This is a genomic window from Actinoplanes derwentensis (assembly GCF_900104725.1).
Lineage (GTDB): Bacteria > Actinomycetota > Actinomycetes > Mycobacteriales > Micromonosporaceae > Actinoplanes > Actinoplanes derwentensis.
Map to the genome: position 1 here is coordinate 7,700,109 of NZ_LT629758.1, position 18,435 is coordinate 7,718,543.

At 68.0% G+C, this 18,435-nt stretch carries 17 protein-coding genes; 8 read left to right on the plus strand and 9 right to left on the minus strand.

Annotation, left to right across the window (positions count from 1 at the left end; all coding sequences use genetic code 11):
* Positions 1–75: 75 nt before the first annotated feature.
* From dnaN to BLU81_RS34155, 4 genes are all read right to left on the minus strand, one after another.
* A complete protein-coding gene (dnaN, locus tag BLU81_RS34140; protein ID WP_092550719.1) occupies positions 76–3,015 on the minus strand; it encodes a DNA polymerase III subunit beta in 2,940 nt (979 codons plus the stop codon).
* Between the two features lie 133 nt (positions 3,016–3,148).
* Complete coding sequence (locus BLU81_RS34145) at positions 3,149–3,736, minus strand: hypothetical protein (protein ID WP_157751893.1); 588 nt, start codon at positions 3,734–3,736, stop codon at positions 3,149–3,151.
* A gap of 125 nt (positions 3,737–3,861) precedes the next feature.
* Positions 3,862–4,296: a hypothetical protein gene (locus BLU81_RS34150; RefSeq protein WP_092550725.1), complete on the minus strand. Its 435-nt coding sequence runs from the start codon at positions 4,294–4,296 to the stop codon at positions 3,862–3,864.
* Positions 4,297–5,127: 831 nt separating this feature from the next.
* Complete coding sequence (locus BLU81_RS34155) at positions 5,128–5,952, minus strand: hypothetical protein (protein WP_092550728.1); 825 nt, start codon at positions 5,950–5,952, stop codon at positions 5,128–5,130.
* Between the two features lie 385 nt (positions 5,953–6,337).
* Between BLU81_RS34155 and BLU81_RS34160 the strand changes: the two genes are divergently transcribed.
* Together BLU81_RS34160 and BLU81_RS49995 are read left to right on the plus strand one after the other, a co-directional pair.
* Positions 6,338–8,032, plus strand: coding sequence for a HEPN domain-containing protein (locus BLU81_RS34160; protein WP_157751894.1), 1,695 nt, complete (start codon positions 6,338–6,340; stop codon positions 8,030–8,032).
* Between the two features lie 129 nt (positions 8,033–8,161).
* The gene (locus BLU81_RS49995) at positions 8,162–8,641 is read left to right on the plus strand and encodes a nuclear transport factor 2 family protein (protein WP_197686012.1); all 480 of its coding nucleotides are present in this window, start codon (positions 8,162–8,164) and stop codon (positions 8,639–8,641) included.
* Positions 8,642–8,774: 133 nt separating this feature from the next.
* On the opposite strand, the gene BLU81_RS34170 is transcribed toward BLU81_RS49995, so the two are convergent.
* The gene (locus tag BLU81_RS34170) at positions 8,775–8,963 is read right to left on the minus strand and encodes a hypothetical protein (protein WP_092550734.1); all 189 of its coding nucleotides are present in this window, start codon (positions 8,961–8,963) and stop codon (positions 8,775–8,777) included.
* Here BLU81_RS34170 and BLU81_RS48745 point away from each other — a divergent pair.
* The 4 genes from BLU81_RS48745 to BLU81_RS34185 all read left to right on the plus strand — a co-directional run bounded on the left by BLU81_RS48745 (position 8,956) and on the right by BLU81_RS34185 (position 12,266).
* Complete coding sequence (locus BLU81_RS48745) at positions 8,956–9,213, plus strand: hypothetical protein (protein WP_157751895.1); 258 nt, start codon at positions 8,956–8,958, stop codon at positions 9,211–9,213. The two genes, BLU81_RS34170 and BLU81_RS48745, sit on opposite strands and share 8 nt — an antisense overlap.
* Positions 9,200–10,186, plus strand: a complete 987-nt coding sequence (locus BLU81_RS34175; protein WP_231953639.1) for a hypothetical protein — start codon at positions 9,200–9,202, stop codon at positions 10,184–10,186. The genes BLU81_RS48745 and BLU81_RS34175 overlap by 14 nt, the downstream gene beginning before the upstream one ends.
* Positions 10,187–11,034: 848 nt before the next feature.
* Positions 11,035–11,619, plus strand: a complete 585-nt coding sequence (locus BLU81_RS48750) for a hypothetical protein (RefSeq protein ID WP_157751896.1) — start codon at positions 11,035–11,037, stop codon at positions 11,617–11,619.
* A gap of 62 nt (positions 11,620–11,681) precedes the next feature.
* Entirely contained in the window at positions 11,682–12,266 is a 585-nt protein-coding gene (locus BLU81_RS34185; protein ID WP_092550741.1) for a hypothetical protein, read from the plus strand.
* 80 nt (positions 12,267–12,346) lie between these two features.
* On the opposite strand, the gene BLU81_RS34190 is transcribed toward BLU81_RS34185, so the two are convergent.
* From BLU81_RS34190 to BLU81_RS34205, 4 genes are all read right to left on the minus strand, one after another.
* On the minus strand, positions 12,347–12,880 hold the full coding sequence (locus tag BLU81_RS34190) for a hypothetical protein (protein ID WP_092550744.1): 534 nt from the start codon (positions 12,878–12,880) through the stop codon (positions 12,347–12,349).
* Between the two features lie 78 nt (positions 12,881–12,958).
* Positions 12,959–13,588: a hypothetical protein gene (locus tag BLU81_RS34195; RefSeq protein WP_157751898.1), complete on the minus strand. Its 630-nt coding sequence runs from the start codon at positions 13,586–13,588 to the stop codon at positions 12,959–12,961.
* A gap of 541 nt (positions 13,589–14,129) precedes the next feature.
* Complete coding sequence (locus BLU81_RS34200) at positions 14,130–15,374, minus strand: IS110 family RNA-guided transposase (protein WP_092550750.1); 1,245 nt, start codon at positions 15,372–15,374, stop codon at positions 14,130–14,132.
* A 624-nt stretch (positions 15,375–15,998) separates the two neighbouring features.
* Positions 15,999–17,423 (minus strand): replication protein RepA, encoded by a 1,425-nt coding sequence (locus tag BLU81_RS34205; RefSeq protein WP_157751899.1) that lies wholly within the window; start codon positions 17,421–17,423, stop codon positions 15,999–16,001.
* A gap of 288 nt (positions 17,424–17,711) precedes the next feature.
* Here BLU81_RS34205 and BLU81_RS34210 point away from each other — a divergent pair, with 288 nt between their 5' ends.
* Complete coding sequence (locus BLU81_RS34210; protein ID WP_172890672.1) at positions 17,712–17,921, plus strand: helix-turn-helix transcriptional regulator; 210 nt, start codon at positions 17,712–17,714, stop codon at positions 17,919–17,921.
* Between the two features lie 153 nt (positions 17,922–18,074).
* Positions 18,075–18,419, plus strand: coding sequence for a hypothetical protein (locus BLU81_RS34215; RefSeq protein WP_092558037.1), 345 nt, complete (start codon positions 18,075–18,077; stop codon positions 18,417–18,419).
* Positions 18,420–18,435 lie beyond the last annotated feature (16 nt).

The following is an 18,435-nucleotide window of genomic DNA, read 5'->3' on the forward strand; positions in this document are numbered from 1 at the left end:
GGTGCTAGGCGGGAGGCCGGGTCGTGACGCGCCCACCGGGGACGCGACACGACCCGGCCGTGGCAGTGGTGCAGGTCAGCCGACGCGGGCCGGAACCACGTCCGGCAGGGCCGTGAGGACGGCCCGGTCGACGGTCGCGTTGGCCGCCGTCAGGGCTCCGGCGGTCGCGAACCGGATGCGCAGCCGGTACGGCCGCTCCGCCTTCTCCACCTCGACGCTCGGCATGGCCGCGATCACGCCGTCCCGCTTGGCGTCGACCAGCCGGTCGAGCACGTCTTTGCGCAGCGCCCTCAACCGGGTTCCGGCCGGAAGCAGCCACACTCGCTCTCCGCCGGTGGTGCTCGGAGCCGTCATCCCGAACTTCGTCCAGTTCGACGTGCCAGTGGCGGCCGCAGCCGTCCGGGCCGGGGCCGGGCTGGGCACCGCAGCGGCTGCACGGCGCGGCGCGGGAACGGTGCGCTGCGGCTGCTCCGGCTTAGCGGCCGCCGGGCGGGGTGCCGTCTGCCGCGGCATCGGCGCGGCCGCCGCGGTAGGTGCTGCCGCCATCGCGGCGGCCACCGCCGCCTCGATCACCTCTTCCGGGTGCCCGGCCAGAGCCTCCCGCAGCCGCTGCGCCACCGGGTTGCCCTCGATCGGGGCCGCCTCCTGCTCACGCTCAGCCACCGTCTCCGGCCCGGTCTCCGCGCTGCCGTGCGTAAGCTCGTCGGCGGCGTCCGTCTCCTCGGTGTCGGCCACCGCCTCGGCGGCGATGTCCGCGAGCGCCTGCTTCTCGGTGTCGGCCGCGATCTCCGCCTCGACCTGCTTCGCCAGGATCGCCTCCTGGATCGTCTCCCACCCGTAGGTGAGGCCGCCGCCACGGAAGAGGTGGGCGGGGGCGTTCTGCATGCCCAGGTCGATGAGTTCGAGCGCTCCATCGAAGTCGCCCATGCTCAGCCGGTTGAACGCCTGCAACGACGTCGCCTTCGGGTCGAACTTCGGCTCACCGCCCACGATCACCGGCGCCTGCTCCTGTGCCTTCACCTGCTCGCCTCCCACCTCGTTCACGGCCGCCGCACCCTGCGGCGGCCACACGCCCTGTGCCGTGTGCGCCGGAATGGACGCCGCGAGAGCGCACAGCTTCATCCGCTCGGCCTCCTCCGCGCTTCGCACGGCCACGTACATCCGCTTGCCGTCGGGGGTGTCGGCGACCAGCACGCCCGTGGTCGTGTCCTCGCCGAAGACCCGGACCGCCGTCATTCCCGCTTGCACGGTCGCCTCCGTGACCATCTGCCCGCCGCTGCGGGCGGTCAGCTGAAGGACCGCCATCCACACCGGCCCGGCAGCCAACGCCGTCTGCTTGGTCTCCTTCGCCGCTGCGGCCCGGCCGCCGTGCACCTTGGCGTTGCGGGTGGTCCCGCAGACACACTTCGTGAACGGGTTGGTCTTCCTGCCGTCATCGACCGCCCGTTGGAACGGGTGCGGGGTGGTCCGGTCCGGCGCCGCCGCGCTCGGCTTCGGCACGGCGGCGCCCTGCCCGCTGATGTCCGGCTGCCCGGCCGGTTTCGCCTGCGGCCCGTCGCCCAGCATGGCGGCGCTCTCCTGAGACGCGGAGGCGTCATCGGTCGGCTCGGCCGCCGCCCCCGCCGCGTCTGCCTCGGCCGTCTCCGGGCCAGTGGTCAGCGCGGGCGGGATCGCGATGCTGTCCTTGGTCTCGCCGATCCGGATGGGCATCTGGAGGTTCGTCACGCCCGGCAGCGGCTGCCCGTCGCGGTCCAGTGGCACGGCTACGAACGGCTTGTACGGGTCGACGAACCGCAGGCGCACCCGCTTCGACCCGGCGGTCTTGAGCGTGTCGGCCAGGTAGTCGGGGTTCGCGCCGACGACCATGCCCGCGCCCACCCTCGCCAGCGCATCCGCCGTCTGCTGCCCGGCTTCTGCGACCTTCCGGTCGCGCACCTCCTTGGGGTCGCGGGAGTGCCTCTTGCGCGCCTGCTTCTCGGCCTCTTTGACCGCTGCCTTCACGGCCGCAGCAGTTTCCTTCGGTGTGCCCGTGACGAACGTGAAGTCGGAGAACGTCTCGCTCGCGGCCCCGTCCTCGTCGGTGCCGCCACCGACGGTGAATGTGTCCGGCCCGAACTCCATCAGCACCGGCAGCGCCCGGGTGAGAGCGACCTGCACCCGCTCGATGGTGCTGATGAGCGAGGCCACGTCCACGTCGACGTCGAGGACGAACGCTTTCGGCACCAGCGACGCCACCGGCGGGTAGGTGCCCCCGTCGAGCGTGCGTGTCACCACTCGCATGGTCGCGTTCTCGATGCCGAACCAGCCCGCACCGGGGCCCTTGGGGTCGTACCCGAGCGTGACGTTGGGGCTCTGGCCGATCGTCTTGGTGACCTCCGTGAGCAGCTTCGCAGGCACCAGGGCGGTGAACTTGTCGACGTCGTTGGCCCAGTCGAGGTCCCGTACGGTCACCCGGTAACGGTCGGTGGCGACCAGGTGCAGGGTCGTGCCCTCACCACGCAGGTGGATGCCGGTCAGCGACGGCAGCGTCTCGTCGGTGCCCGCGAATCTGGTCGCCTGTGCAACCTGGTCGGCCAGCGCCTTGCCGTCGACCAGGCCCATCAGGGGCGGCATGTCCGGCCGGGTCGGGTAGTCCTCGACCGGCATCGTCGGCAGCGTGTATGTGGTCTTGCCATTGGACAGCCGTGCCTGCACACCCTCGCCGGCGAACGCGATGGGACGGTCCTTGGCGAGCACCTTCACCCGTGTGAGCAGGTTGGCCGCGCTCACCAGCACCGTGCCGGGCTGCGTGCACGTCGCGCCGGGGAGCGTGACCGTCCGCGACTGGTCGTAGTCGAACGCCTCGATCGTGACGGTCTCGCCGTCGCTGGTCAGGATCACGCCCGCGAGGACGGGAACCGGCGGCTTCTTCGGGATGGCCCTGCCCACGAACGTGAGCGCGGCCAGCAGTTCTGGCTGCGGAACGACGAACGTCAGGTGGCCCTCCACGGGCGCCTGATTGTCGGTGGTGGACATGGTTGGGGAACCTCCAGATGGGTTGCGCCCGGCCGTGCCTGACCGGGCGGAACGGGATGTCGAGCGGGTTGGCCCGGCACCACTCGACGACCACCGGCCCGCACACGGGCCGGTTGTCGCCGGGCAGCGCCGGTCAGTGGTGTCGGGCGTGCAGGACCAGTTGCCGGTCGGGCAGGGCCAGCACCTTCGCGAAGTCGCAGGTGGGTGTGCCTTTCACACGGATGCCCGAGCAGCCGTGGTGGCGACAGGCGTACGAGGTGAACTGGCAGTCGCAGCTGCGGTTCACGCACGTCTCGCAGCGGCCTGCCATCGCTCGAATCGCGGCCGTGTAGGTGCCCAGGCCGGGCGCGGGCAGCCATTCGCCGTCGAGGGCGAAGCCGCAGTGCCGTGCCAGGTCGACCTCGGCGCGGGTGAAGACGTCCGTCATGTCGAAGCGCCCACGCCTGCGGATGACCGCGTTCATGTCGATGCGCCGCCGGTCGATCGCGTCGCCGCTGCCGATCTCCAGACTGGGTTCGATGCGGCCGCCGGTGCGCCGACGAAGCAGACGGGCGGCCCTGCGGGCGGCGGCGGGCAGCAGCGTCCCCGGCCGTTGCGATTCGGCGACCAGACGGGCCAGGTCGACTCGCACTCGCCACGTGAAAGAGCCGATCTCCAGGTGCAGGAGATCCAGGGTGCCCGTGTCGAGGAGGGCGTACATCTGCTCGGGTGTGTCGTTCATGGGGAACCTCCAGATGCTCACGCCCGGCCGTGCCTGGCTGGGCGGAACGGGATACCGAACGGCTGTCCGGCACCACTCGACGACCGCCGGCCCGTGCGGGGCCGGTTGTCGCCGGGCAGCGCCGGTCAGCGGCGACTCCGGTTTCGCGGGATCGCGGTGAGCACCGCGACGCCGGGGCAGGTGTTCGCTCGGTCCGGGGTCCGCTGGCCCCGACATCCGAGGTGCTCGCAGCCGTCGCTTCCGGCCCGGCATTCGCAGCGGGACACACACGTCTCGCAGCGGCCCGGCATCTCCGCGATCGGGACCGTGAATGCGTTCCGGTCCGTGCTCGTCCGCGCCCAGCTGCCGGTCGGCGCGTAGCCGGTCTTGCGGCGCAGCAGCCGGACCGCCTCGGTGGCGACCGCGCTCACCAGCGAGCCCCGGCTGCGGGTGATCACGCGGGCGAGGTCGACGCGGAACTGCACGGTGGCGAAGCCGACGGTCACGTGCAGGCACGGGTCGGTGTGTGGGTTGGTCAGGGTGGCCGTCCAGGCGTGGGCGGACACGGTGGCGCTGATCATGGGGAACCTCCTGATGATGTGGCGACGCCCCTCAGCCGTGCCTGGCCGAGGGGCGATTCGTGCGGGTGGGTGAGAGTCGGAAACCGTCACGCGCCTGCCGCGTGAGTTCCGCTCGGCTCTCTGTCCGGAACGTCTGGACAAGAGCAGGGCAGGGATCAAATCACAAAACACCCAACGTGTCAAATCTAGGTTCCAATCCGCGCATACGCGCGCAACCCGCCCACACGCGCCGCGCGCGTACATGGGCACGCCGGCGACGCCCTCACGCGCGCCCGCCGCACGCGCACCGCAGTCACGCGCGTGGACGCAAGGGTGCGCGTGGCTGATGACCAGCGGGTTCCACTCGCGCGCCTAAGCGATGCGCCGCGCGGGCACCAGTGCGACGCGCTCCACGGGCGCGCCCGCGAGCACGGCAGCGCACGCAGGCACCTCGCGCGAGCGCGCAAGACGCGCCCACCCGAGTGAATGAACGCACCGGCACGCGCGCGCGACCGCCTGAGAGGCTCGGAGACGGCCGTGCACGCCTGTCCGGAACGCCTGGACGTCAGGATGCGCGTGCGGCCCCCACGGACGCCCTGAGGCGGTCGCGCACACCTGCCGGGATCGGCCGAGCACACCGGCACGCACGCGACCGCCCGAGAAGCTCAGGGCAACCGTTCGCGCCTGCCCGGAGCCTGGACGTCAGGATGCGCGTGCGGCCCTCACGGACGCTCTGAGGCAGTCGTGCCCCACAATCGGACACGAAAAAGGGCGTGCCCCCGTACGGGAGCACGCCCTTTGCGCGCTTGCGAGTGTGGGGGTACGCGCCGTGACACGTACCCCGATCGGCCGTTAGGCGACGCTGGCCACTGCCGCGATCATCACGGCGTCAACGTCGGTGGACACCGCCCCGCCGTCGTGGCCGTAGGCGACCAACGTGCGCCCCTCTTTGCGGACGCTCACGCCCTTGACCTTCGCCCGCGACAGCGCCTGCCGCGCGGCCTTTGCCGCAGCCGCGATGGGCACACCAGCCGCAACCGTGAGCACGCGCTCACCCTCACTGGTCACGGCCACGCCACCCGCCGTGGCCTTGCGGGTAGCGGGCTTCACCGCAGCCGGGACGGGCTTCGCCGTCGCGCCCCTGCGGGTGGCGGGCTTCGCCGTCGCGGTCTTCGCCAGCGTATTCGCCTTAGCGACCGCCGCAGCGACCGCCGCAGCGATGATCTCGGCGTCGACCCCATCCGCGACTAGTGCCGCCGTAATCGTCTCCGCCAGCGTCGCGCCGGTGACGGGCTGCACCGCAGCCGGGGCGGGCTTCGCGGCCGCCCTGCGGGTGGCGGGATTCGCCGCAGCCGTCGCACCCTTGCGGGTGGCGGGCTTCGCGATCGCGGGCTTCGCCGCCGCGCCCGTCAAGTCGATCACGTCGACGCCGTGCTCAGCGAGCGTCATGATCACGTCATCGGCCGTGAACGCGCTGTCGGTGGTGGGCACCCAACCGCCGTTGTCGCGGTCCCACTCCCAACCGAAGCCGTGGCGGTTCATGAGCCGACGTGCCTGCCCGGGCTTCCCGTCCTCGCGGAGCCCATCGATCATCCACGGGAGGCCGGTCAGGATGGGCTGGCCGTCCGCTCGCAGGGCGAGGGTCGTGATCTTCGCGGTGGTGGTGGTTGCAGCCATGGTGCGCCTCCCTGGCGGGTGTGCTGTCCAGACGTTCCGGACAGCGACGTTGCGGCCCAGACATTCCCCAGAGAGACCCAATTCTGTCAAGCCCTAGGCGGCTAATTTGTGACTCACGACACAACAAAATGCGGGCAAAGGTGTACCAAAGGTGAGGCTCGCGTATAGGCCTACGCGTACGTAGGGGCGGGGGTGCCCCTGCCCCCGCGTGTACGGGTGCCGCCCGGAAGGTTCGGCATCCCGCCGTCCGGACGGGATAGAAAACTTTGAGACCCGAAATTTTCGGGGTCAACGTGTCGCCCCGGTGGCGATCGCTAAGCGGAGACGGTTCGGGCCGGGCATTTTTCGTTCGCGGACGCTCGTCCTAGAGTGCTCCAATAGCGGTGTGAACCTTGACCTTGGTGGCGAGCAGCGGTCGGAAGAGCCTGGCGGTCAGGCCGATCGACGAGAAACTGACGTTGACTTCCCGCTTCTGATTCATGTGCTCGGCGAGCCCTTCGTCAAGTGGATCCTGGTGGCACCGTTTGAGTTGCCCTCGCCGGGACAGCTTGAGGTGGCGGCAGCACTGACGCGCTTCGTTCGTGAAGGCAGTGCTGATCATTCCGGCCGGTCGGCAGACCTCGTGGGTATGCGTCTGTCGTTCTACGTGCCTGCGTGGAACGCGACGTTCGTCGAGGGCTTGCGTCAGCGTGCTGGCGGACAGCCGGCTGAGGCTGAGGCTTCCGAGGACGATCTGCAGAATGCTGTCGTCGACCTGGCGGCGCAGAGTTATGGGCAACTGCTTCTGCCTGCAGGGTTCACCGGTCCTTCGCTGTCTGCCAACCTGATGTCGCCGGCTGGTGCTCGGGTCGTGGCCGCGGTCCGGGCCGACGGCATCTTTCCCGGCGCTGACGACGACTGGGGGTCGGAGTCAATAGTCCTCGGAACAACTCTGGGGACCGCGCAGGGGCAACAGGCTGCCATCTTCGGTAACCACGTTCTGCTGGCGGCTTGGGATGCGGTGAGGCTCCGGGTTGAGGGCCCGACTTTAGAAGAGTATCTATCCGCAGTGCGGCAGATGCTGACTCAAACCCGTGCACTCTTGCGTGGGGAGGAGGTGCTCGTCCCGTCCCTTGTGGGTTTCACCGGCATCGTCGTTGATCAGGATGTCGAGGTTGTCGGATCTTGGGGCCGACTCCGCTCCGCTCGTCCGAGCGACCTCCCCTCTTTCGCGAGCAGCATGTCCGAGCGGCGCATCAACACGACTACCGAAACGGGTGAGCACATCGAGATCACCGACGCCGGTGATGTCGTCCTGGAGACCCGCATCCCTTACCGAGTTCGAATCCAGTCCCCTGACGAAATGATCATGGAGGGAACGACCACGGTCGGCCTGGAGGCATTAGTTGAGCAGGCCCGAATCTGCTTGGCGTTGTCCTGGGATGGGGATCAGATACCCGTCGTGTTGCCGACCTGGCGCCGCACGATCTCCTTCATGACCTCGAGTATCGGCTACTGGACCGATCCGCAGCACTCGGCACCAAGACATCCCACCAAGGCAACGCGGGCCCAGATGGATGCATGGGGCTCCTGGCTCGGCACTGTGGACACGGAAGCGTTGTCTCATGTCAGGCTTGCCGCAACCAGGACGTTACGCGCACTAACTGAACGACGTGTTCAGGACGACATGCTGATCGATGCAGTGATCGCCTGGGAATCGCTGTTCGGAGCCAAGACCGAGAGCACTCTTCGCGTATCCGGCGCCCTGGCCTGTCTTCTCTACCCGCCGGGGGCAGACAGAGAAGCCGCCCAGAAGAGATACAGCAAGATCTACAACTCGCGGAGCGAGATCGTACATGCGAGTCTTACCAAGAAGACGACGCCGGAGGTCATCGCTGAGAACGCCCGAGAGGCGGCCCAGGTTGCCATCCGGGCACTACGGGCGATCCTTGACACTCGACGCGACCTGATCACCCTCGACAGCGCCAGTCGCGGTCTTCAGCTACTGCTTGAGGGCTCTTTTCCGCAAGCGGCGGACGCCGAGACTCTGACGTCCGAAGCCGCCTCCGGCGATGGCTCCGCGATTGATGCCAACGGGTGAATGTTTTCCGACCGCCATCGCTCCGCTTCGCTGCTGACCGACAGGCGGAGCGAGACTGAGATCGTGCCGGTCCCGGCTGCTGCACGGCCGACGTGGCGCCGGAGTCGACTGATGGCAGAGGATGGTCGGATGACTCCCAGGATGATCTTCGCAGGAATAGCCATTTGTGCTCTGGTGGCCGGCTGCGGCGGTCAGACCGACGCCGCCGATGGCACACGCTCTGCCGCTGCGGGCGAGACTTCGGTTCCGGCGGCCGGTACTGCCGCCAGTTCCGACACGGCATCACCCACTGCCGTCGCCGTCGATGCGCAGAACGAGTTGAAGGCCGCGGTTCAGGCTTACAGCGACGCCTTTCTTACCGGCGACCCGAAGGCGGCCTACGAACTGCTGTCGCAGCGGTGTCGGAAGCGGCACTCGCTGGCCGAGTTCACCTCCATCGTCAGCGCGGCCGAGCAGATGTACGGCAGTGCGCTGCCGATTGAGACCTTCTCGGCGCAGGTGTCGGGAGATCTGGCCAGAGTGACGTATACCTACTCGGTCAAGGCGATCAATCAAGATTCTGAGCCCTGGGCCCGCGAGCAGGAGAGTTGGCGCCAGGACGATTGCTGATCGCCTGAGGTCGGACGACACCTTCCTCGCCAAGCCGTTCACCGCTGACGAACTGGCCGGCACGATCCGCACCCTCCCCGCCGCTGGCGCTCGCCGGCACCTCACGCGATGGCGGTACCCGGCGGTCTGTGCGTCAAGCGATCAGGGCCGCCACCGCGACCGCGAGGCCTAGAGCCGCACCAGAGGCTGAACCGCCGACCAACACCGCGCGGGCCAAGCGGGAATCGTCCAGCCACGACAACCAGCCAGCGACAGCGCCGACTACCACCGCTGCAAGCACCGCCACCGCAACGTACAACCCGACAACCGTGAGCTTGTCCACCGAGGATCGTCCTCTTTCGTTTGCCCGTCGGCCCGGCATCGCGCCGGGCCTGTTCCCTACGGGCATGGCCAAAGGCTCCAGTACCGCCAGCCCCAGAACAAACGGCCTTCTGACCGATCAGCCGCGCCTCGGACTCGTGAAGCCGCAGGTCACAGGACTGGCCATTCTCTCCGACGCAGCCTTTACAGCCACGAACTTCTTGGTGCGGCTGATCGGTCACGATAACTTCTTCACCCGTGAACATCCGTGATCGGAAACGCCATCGCGCCCGCGCCACCACGCTGCTCACCCACGCGAAGGCGTACGACCACGCGCAGGCCCGACTGCACCAGATCCACCACGCCGGCGGGCAAACGCCCCAGCGCTACCTGATCCGCCGAGCCCTCGTCCGGGCCCGCACCCCAGCTGCGGACCGACCTGTGGTGGCCTCACCGGCCGCGGCACTCGCCCCGATGAAAGGCTGGGCCCTGCACCTGTACCTGATCGCGATCTTCGAGGCACAAGCCCGGCTCACACCCGCCTTCGCCGTCAACAACGACAGACCGCTGCTGTACGGCACCCGCCAGGCGGCCGCCTGGGTCGACCTGCTCCCCACCATCACCGACACCGTCCCCCGTTCGGCAGGAATGCGACGCCAACTCGTCCGTGCCCTGGCCTTGCTCCACCGCGAACACCTGGTCGGCCTCCGCAGCCGCATCGGCGCACGAGGCAGGTACGAACGCTTCGAGCTTCGCCATGAGGACGGTGAATCTTGGTCGCCCGTCTACACCATCCCGCGAGGCGACTCCACCAGCGCCAGCGAGCCGCTCTGGATCCGGCCACCAGGACCCGTCGCCGGACGCACCGCGGTCGTCGCGCTTCCCGCCACCTTCTTCCTCAACGGGTGGGCGCACGTGCTGTCCGCCGCGGAGATCACCACCTACCTGATGCTCTGCGATCTTGAAGCCCGCTACCCGCAAGCTCGTGCCGGCGGGGTGTACCTGACCGATCCCCAGCGAGAGGCCTGGTATGGCATCCACCGCGACGTGTACGCCACCCACCGGCAACTATCCGCATTCGGGCTCATCGAACGCCTCGACGACCCGGACCGGCGCCCGGACGGAACGATCACCCGCGGAGCCGGCCAGCAGATGCGGCAACCATATCGATTCCGAACACTGCCCCAGGGCTTCAGCCAACCGGCACGAATCACCGTGGCCCACCACCTCACCGAACACCAATGACAGACGCCTGGACTGCTGGTACGGAACTCAAAAACGATGCTGACGTTGACGGCCGGTTCGGGTGGGTCCTTCCGCTTGAGTGCGGTGGCCGTGTTTCGATCCTCATGCCCGGGTCTGATCTTGCGGCGATCCGGGACGATCCCTCCGCGCTGACATACTGCGTCCGGGTCCGTGGGTGCTGGTGGTGGTGGCGTGATGCCATCGGCATGGCTATTCCGCTCTAGCCTGGCCGATGGGAACCAAAGTGTTAGCGGTTCCTGAGGCAACTCGATGCGGCGGGTGGTGCGTGGTCGGCGGCCCATGGCGTCTCGGAAATCTTCGAGGTCAGAGTGATCAGGTGCCCAACGCTCTCATGAAGGCCCAGATCTTGCTAAACGGATTAATGCAAATATTGCTGTTGGGCCTCGCACTAGACGCTTTAACCAGCAATTAGATAACACGGTCGACGAAACCTGTATACCCACTAGAGTTCCCGCCAGGACCTGCGGCTAACAGGTGTACTCATGTTGCCCGCTGGCTGGCTCGTGAGTGCGGCCGAAAGGGCGACCGTCCGATCGGCGACGACTGCAAGCAATCGGAGGTAATCGGTGTCGCGATCGAACCAGGCCACGTGGCGATGTGCTTTCTGCGGCAATCCGGGTTCCAAGTCGGCTGAGCATGTCCTGCCGCAATGGCTGCGGGCCGGTACGGCGCCGTTGCCCATGCAGCGCACCTCCTATTGGACCGGATTCGGGTTACGAGACGACAAACAGGCTTACGCAAGCGTGGACCCGGCGGTTCGGGAATCGCGGAACTCCATGCTCCACCAGACCACGCGCGCTGTCTGCGTGAGCTGCAACAACGGTTGGATGAGCCGCCTCGAAACGAAGGTGAAGCCCATCATGGAGTCGCTGTTTCACTCGCGACGAACCGGCAACACGTTGACCCTACCGCCGGCCGAAGCCTCGACTCTTGCTCGCTGGGCAGTAAAGACGTCCTGGACAGCAGAGCTGTCTGGTCTGGGCAATCAGAACCAAGATCAGACCTGGCTCTCTCCGCACGCTTTGAAGCAGTTCGCCTCGCGCGATGTGCCGCCAACTGTGTCCTGGGTCTGGCTCGCCTCTCATCAGGATCTCGACCGGGTCGAGCAGATGCAGGCCCATGTCGCGATTGACCGGACCAGCCCGCCTGCTCCCGGAGAGGCTGCTCGGCGTCTGCATGCCAGTGCCCTGGTCATCAACGGCATCGTCCTGGTCGTCTACAACTTCGAAAGCCGCGAGCACTTCCCGCCACCGTTCCGCCCCATGCACGGACTGCGGCTCTGGCCCCGTCCCACAGCGGTGGAGTTTCCGCCCCCTGAGGTAAGCCATCAGGAGGTCACCGGAGCGATCGCGCACTACGGGCACTGGTTTCCGCTGCACAACCGCGCTTTCGACCACAGCACGCGCATCTGATCGACGGAGCCGTCGCGGTTCACCCCCGGCCGGCGCCAGATGGTGCACTAGGCTGCCCGGCCATGACCTCCGCGTTGGCCGTCGCCGCGTTGTTTATCAGTCTCGTGGCTTTGGCGGTTGCATGGTGGAACGGCAACTCCGCCCGCCGGTCGGCAGACGCCGCCGAGGGGGCACAGCAGGCCGCAGATCGATCTGCCGACGCCGCGAAGGACTCTGCCGAAGCAGCGCGGCAGGTCGCCTCGGCGGAACTCGAACGCGATCACGAGTCGTACCGCCCCGACCTTAGTCAGGCGAAGTTCGCCTATCCGCGTAGTCGGCCGAAGCCGCCTTTCGAGTACACCTTCGTGCCGTCACGGCGCTACCGGCTGCGGGCGTACGCCGGGAAGGCGGGGGAGCCCATGCGTGACCTGACCGATGGCAACTTCCGAGCCATCACCTCGGGTGTTTCGGTATCGATCGCGGCTGCCGAGGCCGGAGCCGAGGCGCATCCGGATTTTCTCCTTCTGCAGTTTTGGCCGCCCGCGCCCGCAGCCGGGGAGGAAGTGTGGATGTGCCCGTGCGGCCGGCCGACTGAGCCGTCGGAGCAACCGCATTGGGATATGCGCGTTGAGGTGCCGCGGAAGCGGGGCAAGGTGGTGGTGTTCTGATGTCCTCTGCGGCAGTAATCACCTCCCATCTCTTACTAGTTAAGCCGTGGAGCGCCCGACGAGTTGGGCATCACGGTTCGCTACCGGCCGGGCGGAGTGAGCCTGGACTGCTGATCCGGAGCCTGCGGGTCGATCACGGTCAACCCGACCTGGGCGAAGCCCTCGACACTCGCTTCGGAGTCCTCGTCGGTCCACCAGCGGGCGATGGCGTCGCGCAGCGCATGGTCGGCGACCGGAGAGAGTCGGCCGACGTACTCAAGGAGTTCTTTCTCGTCGACGTCCCACTTGCGGCCGTACGACGCGAGGTCGGGCACGGGGGTGTCGCGGGCGATCGTGAACCCGTCGGCCAGGGACATATACACCGTGCCACCGAGTGTCGCGTCGATCGCCGTGCCGGTGAGGACGTCGGCGATGCAGGACGCCTGCGCGACGGTGAGCCGGATCCGGCGTAGCTCCAGGGCCAGCGCGGAGCGCCAAAGGCCTAACTCAATCACTGCTTGCTGGTGGTGACTGGGTGTGAACATGCGTTCGGTCCGGCCTTTGAGCCAGGCCGCGGTTTCAGGGTTGCTGATACGTGCCTGGATGCGGTTGTCAGGCTGCTTGTCGTCGACCATCTCAGTCAGTTCCTTTCAGGCCGTTAAATCGTTTAGGCAACGGGTCTCGGGTGCGAGCATTCGGGAGCGGACGGCGAGTCAGTCGCCGGTTCCCCAGACTCCGCTGCGGCCGTGAGCGTAGGCGCGCTGCTGGAGAAAACGGACCGGGTGGTCGAGCCGGAGCGCGCGGTGGGTGCGGCCGTCGTCAGGATGGTGGGTGAGCAGCCGATTTGTGGCGTCCCAGTGGTGGGAGGTGACCCGTCGTCCGTCGGGGTCTTTGCGCCAGTCGTCGCCGAGCCATCCGGTCGGTGCGTCGTGTGCCCGGCTGGTGGCGATGGCGTAGATGTCGCCCTGCCGGTCGATCTGTTTGCCGGCGGCGAGTGCTTTGGTGACGGCGGCGGGCGTGAGCCAGGTGAGTGCGGCGGTCACGGTGGTGACGGTTCCGGGTAGACGGACGGCCCAGTCGCCGGCGTCGTCGTGTCCACACAGGTACGACAAGCTAGCGCGGCGGGAGCCGTAGGCGCGACTGTAGTAGCGCCAGCCCTCGACGTGCAGCACGACCAGGCCGGCCTCACGGTCGACGAGTCGCAGCGGCAAGGTGCGCAGCGCTGACGCCTTCTCGCCGGACTCGATGCCAGTCTCGCCACCGCGGCGCGCGATCTCTGCGGTGCACCGGACGGTCAGTGCTGAGACTAGGCGGGAGGCGAGATCCGACGGCGGTGAGGCCACCTGCCGCGCCGTTGCCCGAGCCCGGCGGAGCTTTGCGATGGCGGTCTTCGATCGCGCACCGGGAAGATTGGATGCGCGAAGCGCGTCGGCGAGCGCGGCCGGCGAGTCAATCACTGCGGGACTCAGAACAGTGGTGGACACGGTCCTCTCCAGCTTCATCAGGAGGTTCTTGAGGTTGCGCGATCGGAGGGGATCAAGCAACACCATCGTATGACATAAGTCTACATTCGTCTACAGCTGTACTCGACTGGAGGGCGTGGCGGCGCTGATCGGCACGACGTACCGCGATGAGGTTGAGCGTGCTGATCCCCAACCGCGTGGGGCGGCGCGGATGCGAGTCGGGCGGTCGCCCCGCGGAGGGCTTTTGCGGAGGTCGTGCGATGTACGTCGGCGCCCCGGCTGGCGCTGGCCGGCGTGGGCTTATGTCGGGTGCCGTGGAGGTCGAGGGGGATGACCGGGCGCCGCTCCCACGTCAGAGCTCGTAGCTCGGGATTTACTCAGGCGTCTCCGGTCACCCTCCTCGGCCTCCGCAGTGATCCTGCTATTCGGGCTGTCGTGCGCGGGGAAAGGCGAGGTGTTCCTCGAAGTGGGCGCCCGCGGTCAGGCAGTGATGCAGGCCGGTGAGCAGGCGTGTGCTGACGCGGCGCAGCGCCCCGGCGTAGGTGTCGCCGGCGGCGCGGCGCTGGTCGTAGCGGGCGCGGGCGCCGGGGGATCGGGTCAGGGAGCAGAACGCCCATTGGTGGCAGACGGCTTTGAGGCGCCGGTTGCAGACGTATCGGTGGGCGACCTGGCTGCTGTTGCCGCTGGACCAGGTCAGCGGGGCGATCCCGGCGTAGGCGCGCAGACCGCGCGCGGTGGCGAACCGTCGGGGGTCGTCGCCGAGTTCGGCCAGGAGCCGGGCGCCGCCGAGGGGGCCGCAACCGGGGAACGACAGATAGATCGAGGCGTGCGGGTGTTGGAGGAACGCGTCGGTCAGTTCGGTCGTGAGCTGGTCGGTGGTGTTGCAGGCGTGGTTGAACTGGTTCAGCAGGGCGCGGACTTCTACGGCGGTGGCCTTCTCGATTTCGCGGGGTAGCCGCAGGACGGGTTGGGCGAACAGGTCGCGTAACCGGTAGGCCTCGTCGTCGACGAGCCTCAGCCGGACCGGTGCGAGGATCTTGGAGAGGCGGTACTGGGTCAGCCGTGCCGCGGCTTCTGCCGTCGGGCCGGCCTCAAGGACCGTCCGGGCTTCGAGTCGGCGCAGCCCGAAGTCGCGGCCTTCCCAGGCGATCAACGCGGTGGGATGGACCTGGTGCAGCAGCCGGCGAAGTTTCGCCTGCAACTGCTCGCGCAGCAGCTGGGACCGGTACTGGGCACGGGCCAGCACGGTGATGGCCTCGGCGACGGGACTTGTGGCCGGTAGGGGCTGGAGTTCGCCCCACTTGTCGCGTAGCAACCTCGCCAGTAGCTCGGCATCCGAGCGGTCGGCCTTCTTCCGGGTCACCGACCGGTAGGCGCGGAATCGGGCCATGTCGCTCGGCGGGATCTGGAAGACGGTCTGGCCGCGGGCGCGCAACGCCTGGACCAGCAGGCCGCCGTTGGTCTCGATCGCTATCGGGACCTGCTTGCGGCTGTGCTGGTGGCCGGCGAGCAGCCCGGACAGCAGCGTGAACAGCTCACGCAGACCATCGGGGGAGGCGGCGATCCGTAGGTGGTGCACGGTGGTGCCGTGGGCGTCGATCACCGCGGCGTCATTGAGCCGGTCGGCCCAGTCGATCCCGCAGTAGAAGCGTGGTGGCCGTTGCATGCAGGTCTCCTATCCCGGGCACGGTGGGGTGGCTTCAGCCGAACCGCCGAGATGACGCGGATCGCCGCCGAATACGACTGAACTCACCGCTGCCGGCGAAGTGCCGGTGGGAGTCATGTCGTGCGGCAGCAGGCCGCTGTTACTCGGGCAGCTGCTGAAGTGAGCACCCCCGCGTGGGCGGGGAAGAGGAGCACCGTGACCGACAGCTCGGTAGGTCACGGCAGGGACCGCTGTTCTGTGGAAGAACGCTCTCGTCCGATATGGACTGTAGCGAACGGTCCGCCGCGACTGCCACCTTGATCGGCACCCGGGTTCGGTCGCTGAGGGGCGGGTGCCGGACGCGTCGGTGATTACCGTGTGCGCGCTGGGGCGGCGGATCGGCTTGGTTCGCTGCCGCCCGGGCGATCATGCGTGCTTGGTTCGGGTGGCGTGTGGAGCCGAGCGGCGGCCATCGCGTGGGGGAGAAACCTTGCGATAGAAAGACCGCCGCCCGGCGTCCTACAGGGTAGAGATGCAGACGGAACGGCAGGTTGGCCGGACCTGACTCAACCGCCTGGCCGAACCAGTGACGCCAGGGCTAGCTGATCGGTGATCGACTCCGTCGCGCGTCGCCACCGCGGTGCTTCAGCGAAGCTGGTTGATCCGCACGCCGTCGGCGTCGACCGTGACCCGGCATCCTGGCATGCAGCCCAGCACTCTGCGGATCTGATGGTCGATCGCGTATCGGAACCGTGCTGCGTGCTCGGCTGGCGGCGACATCCTTCGGCGGGAGTCGTCTGCCCTATCCGCGGCCGGGGCGGGGAGTTCGCCTTTGTCGTTGCGTTCGCCGAAGCGTTGCCACATCTGGTCCCAGCTGTAGGTGACCGGTTCCAGGAACGTGCGGGCGTGGCGGGCGAGCCATTGGTAGAGCTCCAGGAGCCGGGCGTCGTGGGCGAGGTGATGAACGATCAGCGGGTCGAGGTGGACGGTCTCCCGGATGACCTGGTCGGTGAATTCGGCGGACAGGGTGAACTCCGCGTGGTGGGGGCCGTCGTCGCTCCACCTCCAGCCGATCATCAGGCGCCGGCTCACCTCGTAGGGATCGGCTGCTGAAGCCGGCCGGTCCATGCAGATCGTGGTGGTGAACAGCGCCTGTAACTGTTCGCGCACCCGAGCGGGCTCGTGAGCGGCGTCCTCGATGCCGTTACCGGCCAGGAACGCGTACAGGTCCCTGGTGTGCAACTCGCGCTGTCCGCCGATCAGGGCCTGCCCGCCGAGCCAGGCCAGCATCAGCCGCGCGATGTTCCCCCAGGGCAGCGTCCCGCCAGCCCGCTCCCCGGGTGCGCCGTGGTTTGGCCCGGCCGACAGGTACACGGCCGTCCCGCTGCGGCTGTCGGGGCGCAGCGGCCAGAACCTGGCCTCGTCCGAGGCGGCCTTCACCGGGAGGCCGACGTGGGTACTGATCGCCGGCACGGCCAGGGTGCGGTGCCAGGCCAGCTCCGGGAAGCGGCGGCTGGCCTCGTGGGCTCGAAGGTTCCCGGCGTTGTGTTGATGGGTGTGCAGGTGGCGCAGCAGTCTGCTCGCCTGGGCGGCGTCGTGGGCGGATGTCGTGGCGGTCTGTTCGTCGGCGTTCACCGCGGTCTGTCGCCTCCACCGTGTTCCGCGCGGCAGAGCGTCGAGGAGTTTCTGTGCCTGTTGGCCGGTGCGGATGGTGACTTTGGCCGGGCCGCGGACCAGGTCGATGTCCTGCCTGTTCGGGCACGTCGCCCGGATGCCGGGGGCGCCGTACAGCTGCTTGTTGAGTCGCCGGGGCAGCAGCAGACGCAACAGGCGATCGGCGTGTTCCGGCTCGACGACCAGACGGATGCTCGTGGGCTCGGGGCTGACGAAGCGGATGGCCCGCAGGGTCGCGGTGTCGCTGCGCAGCAACGCCCAGACGTCGTGTTCGAGTTCGGCCTGCGCCCCGGAGGTCTCCGGGATGGCGGGGCCGGTCGTGCCGAGCATCTGCTTGGCGCGGCTGTAGCTCTCGTTGGTGTTCAGGGACCTGTCGAAGGCGGCCTGGCTGTACACAGTGGATCCTTGTCTCGACGTGAACGCCCGGCTCGCCACGTCGATCATGATCGACCGTGGGTGTTGAGTGACGGTGTTCGCTGGCTAGACCACAACCTGCGTGCTTTTTCGTCCGAACGAGCGTGGCGCTGTCAGCCGGGACACACCACTACAGACGAGGCATCTGCACTACCTATGCCCGCACGCTACCGCACCCGTGCCGGTCGGCCGTCGACTGTTCACCCCATCGTGGCTGGCGGTGCGCCCACTGGTCTTGACACAGCTTGTCGTAAAACTATAGTCGTAGAAATGTCAGTGAAGCCGGTCCGTCTCATGGGCGCACACGAGATCCGTATCCGTCTCGGTGGCGTCAGCCGCCAGCGCGCCTACCAGATCACCAGCAGGTCAGATTTTCCGACTCCGATCGCCGACCTGGCCCAGGGCAAGGTCTGGCTGATCGAGGATGTCGAGACGTGGATGAAGGCGCACCGGCGCGACGCGTCCGAGGACGATATCTAGCCGTGCGCCGGCATGCCGGCGCCAATTCCTGGCGGCGAATCTCTTGACAGAGATCGCTAACTCACCCATCCTGAATATCTTCGCAGCACCATAACCAAGATCAGCGGCCCCCGGAGGTATCGGGAGCCGCTTTTTGCGTCTTCGGGGGTGGTCATGGCGACGCGACAAGGCCGAACGCCGTGGGAGGGCTCCACCCGCAGAAGGCGGCTGCCCGCGAACTGGGACAGCGAACTGAAACCAGCCGCACACCAGCGCAATCCGCAGCACATCTGCCACTGGTGCGGCAGGCCGGACGGCAACGACCTGGACCATCTCCAGCGCGGTGACGATCACCGGATCGAAAACCTCGACTGGATCCACGGCCGTAACGACGTGCTGGCCGGCCGGTCGGAACGCAACTGCCACGGCGAGAAATCCGGAGCGGAAGGCGCGGCTGCCGCCGCCGCGAAACTGCGAGCACAACGACGCCCACCGGAACCGCATCCCGCGTTCACGTGAGCCGGCCTTTCCGCCC

Bases quoted from the DNA above. Each gene is read 5' to 3' on its own strand.
- dnaN (WP_092550719.1), bottom strand. From the start codon at position 3,015: ATGTCCACCACCGACAATCAGGCGCCCGTGGAGGGCCACCTGACGTTC.
- BLU81_RS34145 (WP_157751893.1), bottom strand. From the start codon at position 3,736: ATGAACGACACACCCGAGCAGATGTACGCCCTCCTCGACACGGGCACC.
- BLU81_RS34150 (WP_092550725.1), bottom strand. From the start codon at position 4,296: ATGATCAGCGCCACCGTGTCCGCCCACGCCTGGACGGCCACCCTGACC.
- BLU81_RS34155 (WP_092550728.1), bottom strand. From the start codon at position 5,952: ATGGCTGCAACCACCACCACCGCGAAGATCACGACCCTCGCCCTGCGA.
- BLU81_RS49995 (WP_197686012.1), top strand. From the start codon at position 8,162: ATGACTCCCAGGATGATCTTCGCAGGAATAGCCATTTGTGCTCTGGTG.
- BLU81_RS48750 (WP_157751896.1), top strand. From the start codon at position 11,035: ATGAGCCGCCTCGAAACGAAGGTGAAGCCCATCATGGAGTCGCTGTTT.
- BLU81_RS34185 (WP_092550741.1), top strand. From the start codon at position 11,682: ATGACCTCCGCGTTGGCCGTCGCCGCGTTGTTTATCAGTCTCGTGGCT.
- BLU81_RS34190 (WP_092550744.1), bottom strand. From the start codon at position 12,880: ATGGTCGACGACAAGCAGCCTGACAACCGCATCCAGGCACGTATCAGC.
- BLU81_RS34200 (WP_092550750.1), bottom strand. From the start codon at position 15,374: ATGCAACGGCCACCACGCTTCTACTGCGGGATCGACTGGGCCGACCGG.
- BLU81_RS34210 (WP_172890672.1), top strand. From the start codon at position 17,712: ATGTCAGTGAAGCCGGTCCGTCTCATGGGCGCACACGAGATCCGTATC.
- BLU81_RS34215 (WP_092558037.1), top strand. From the start codon at position 18,075: ATGGCGACGCGACAAGGCCGAACGCCGTGGGAGGGCTCCACCCGCAGA.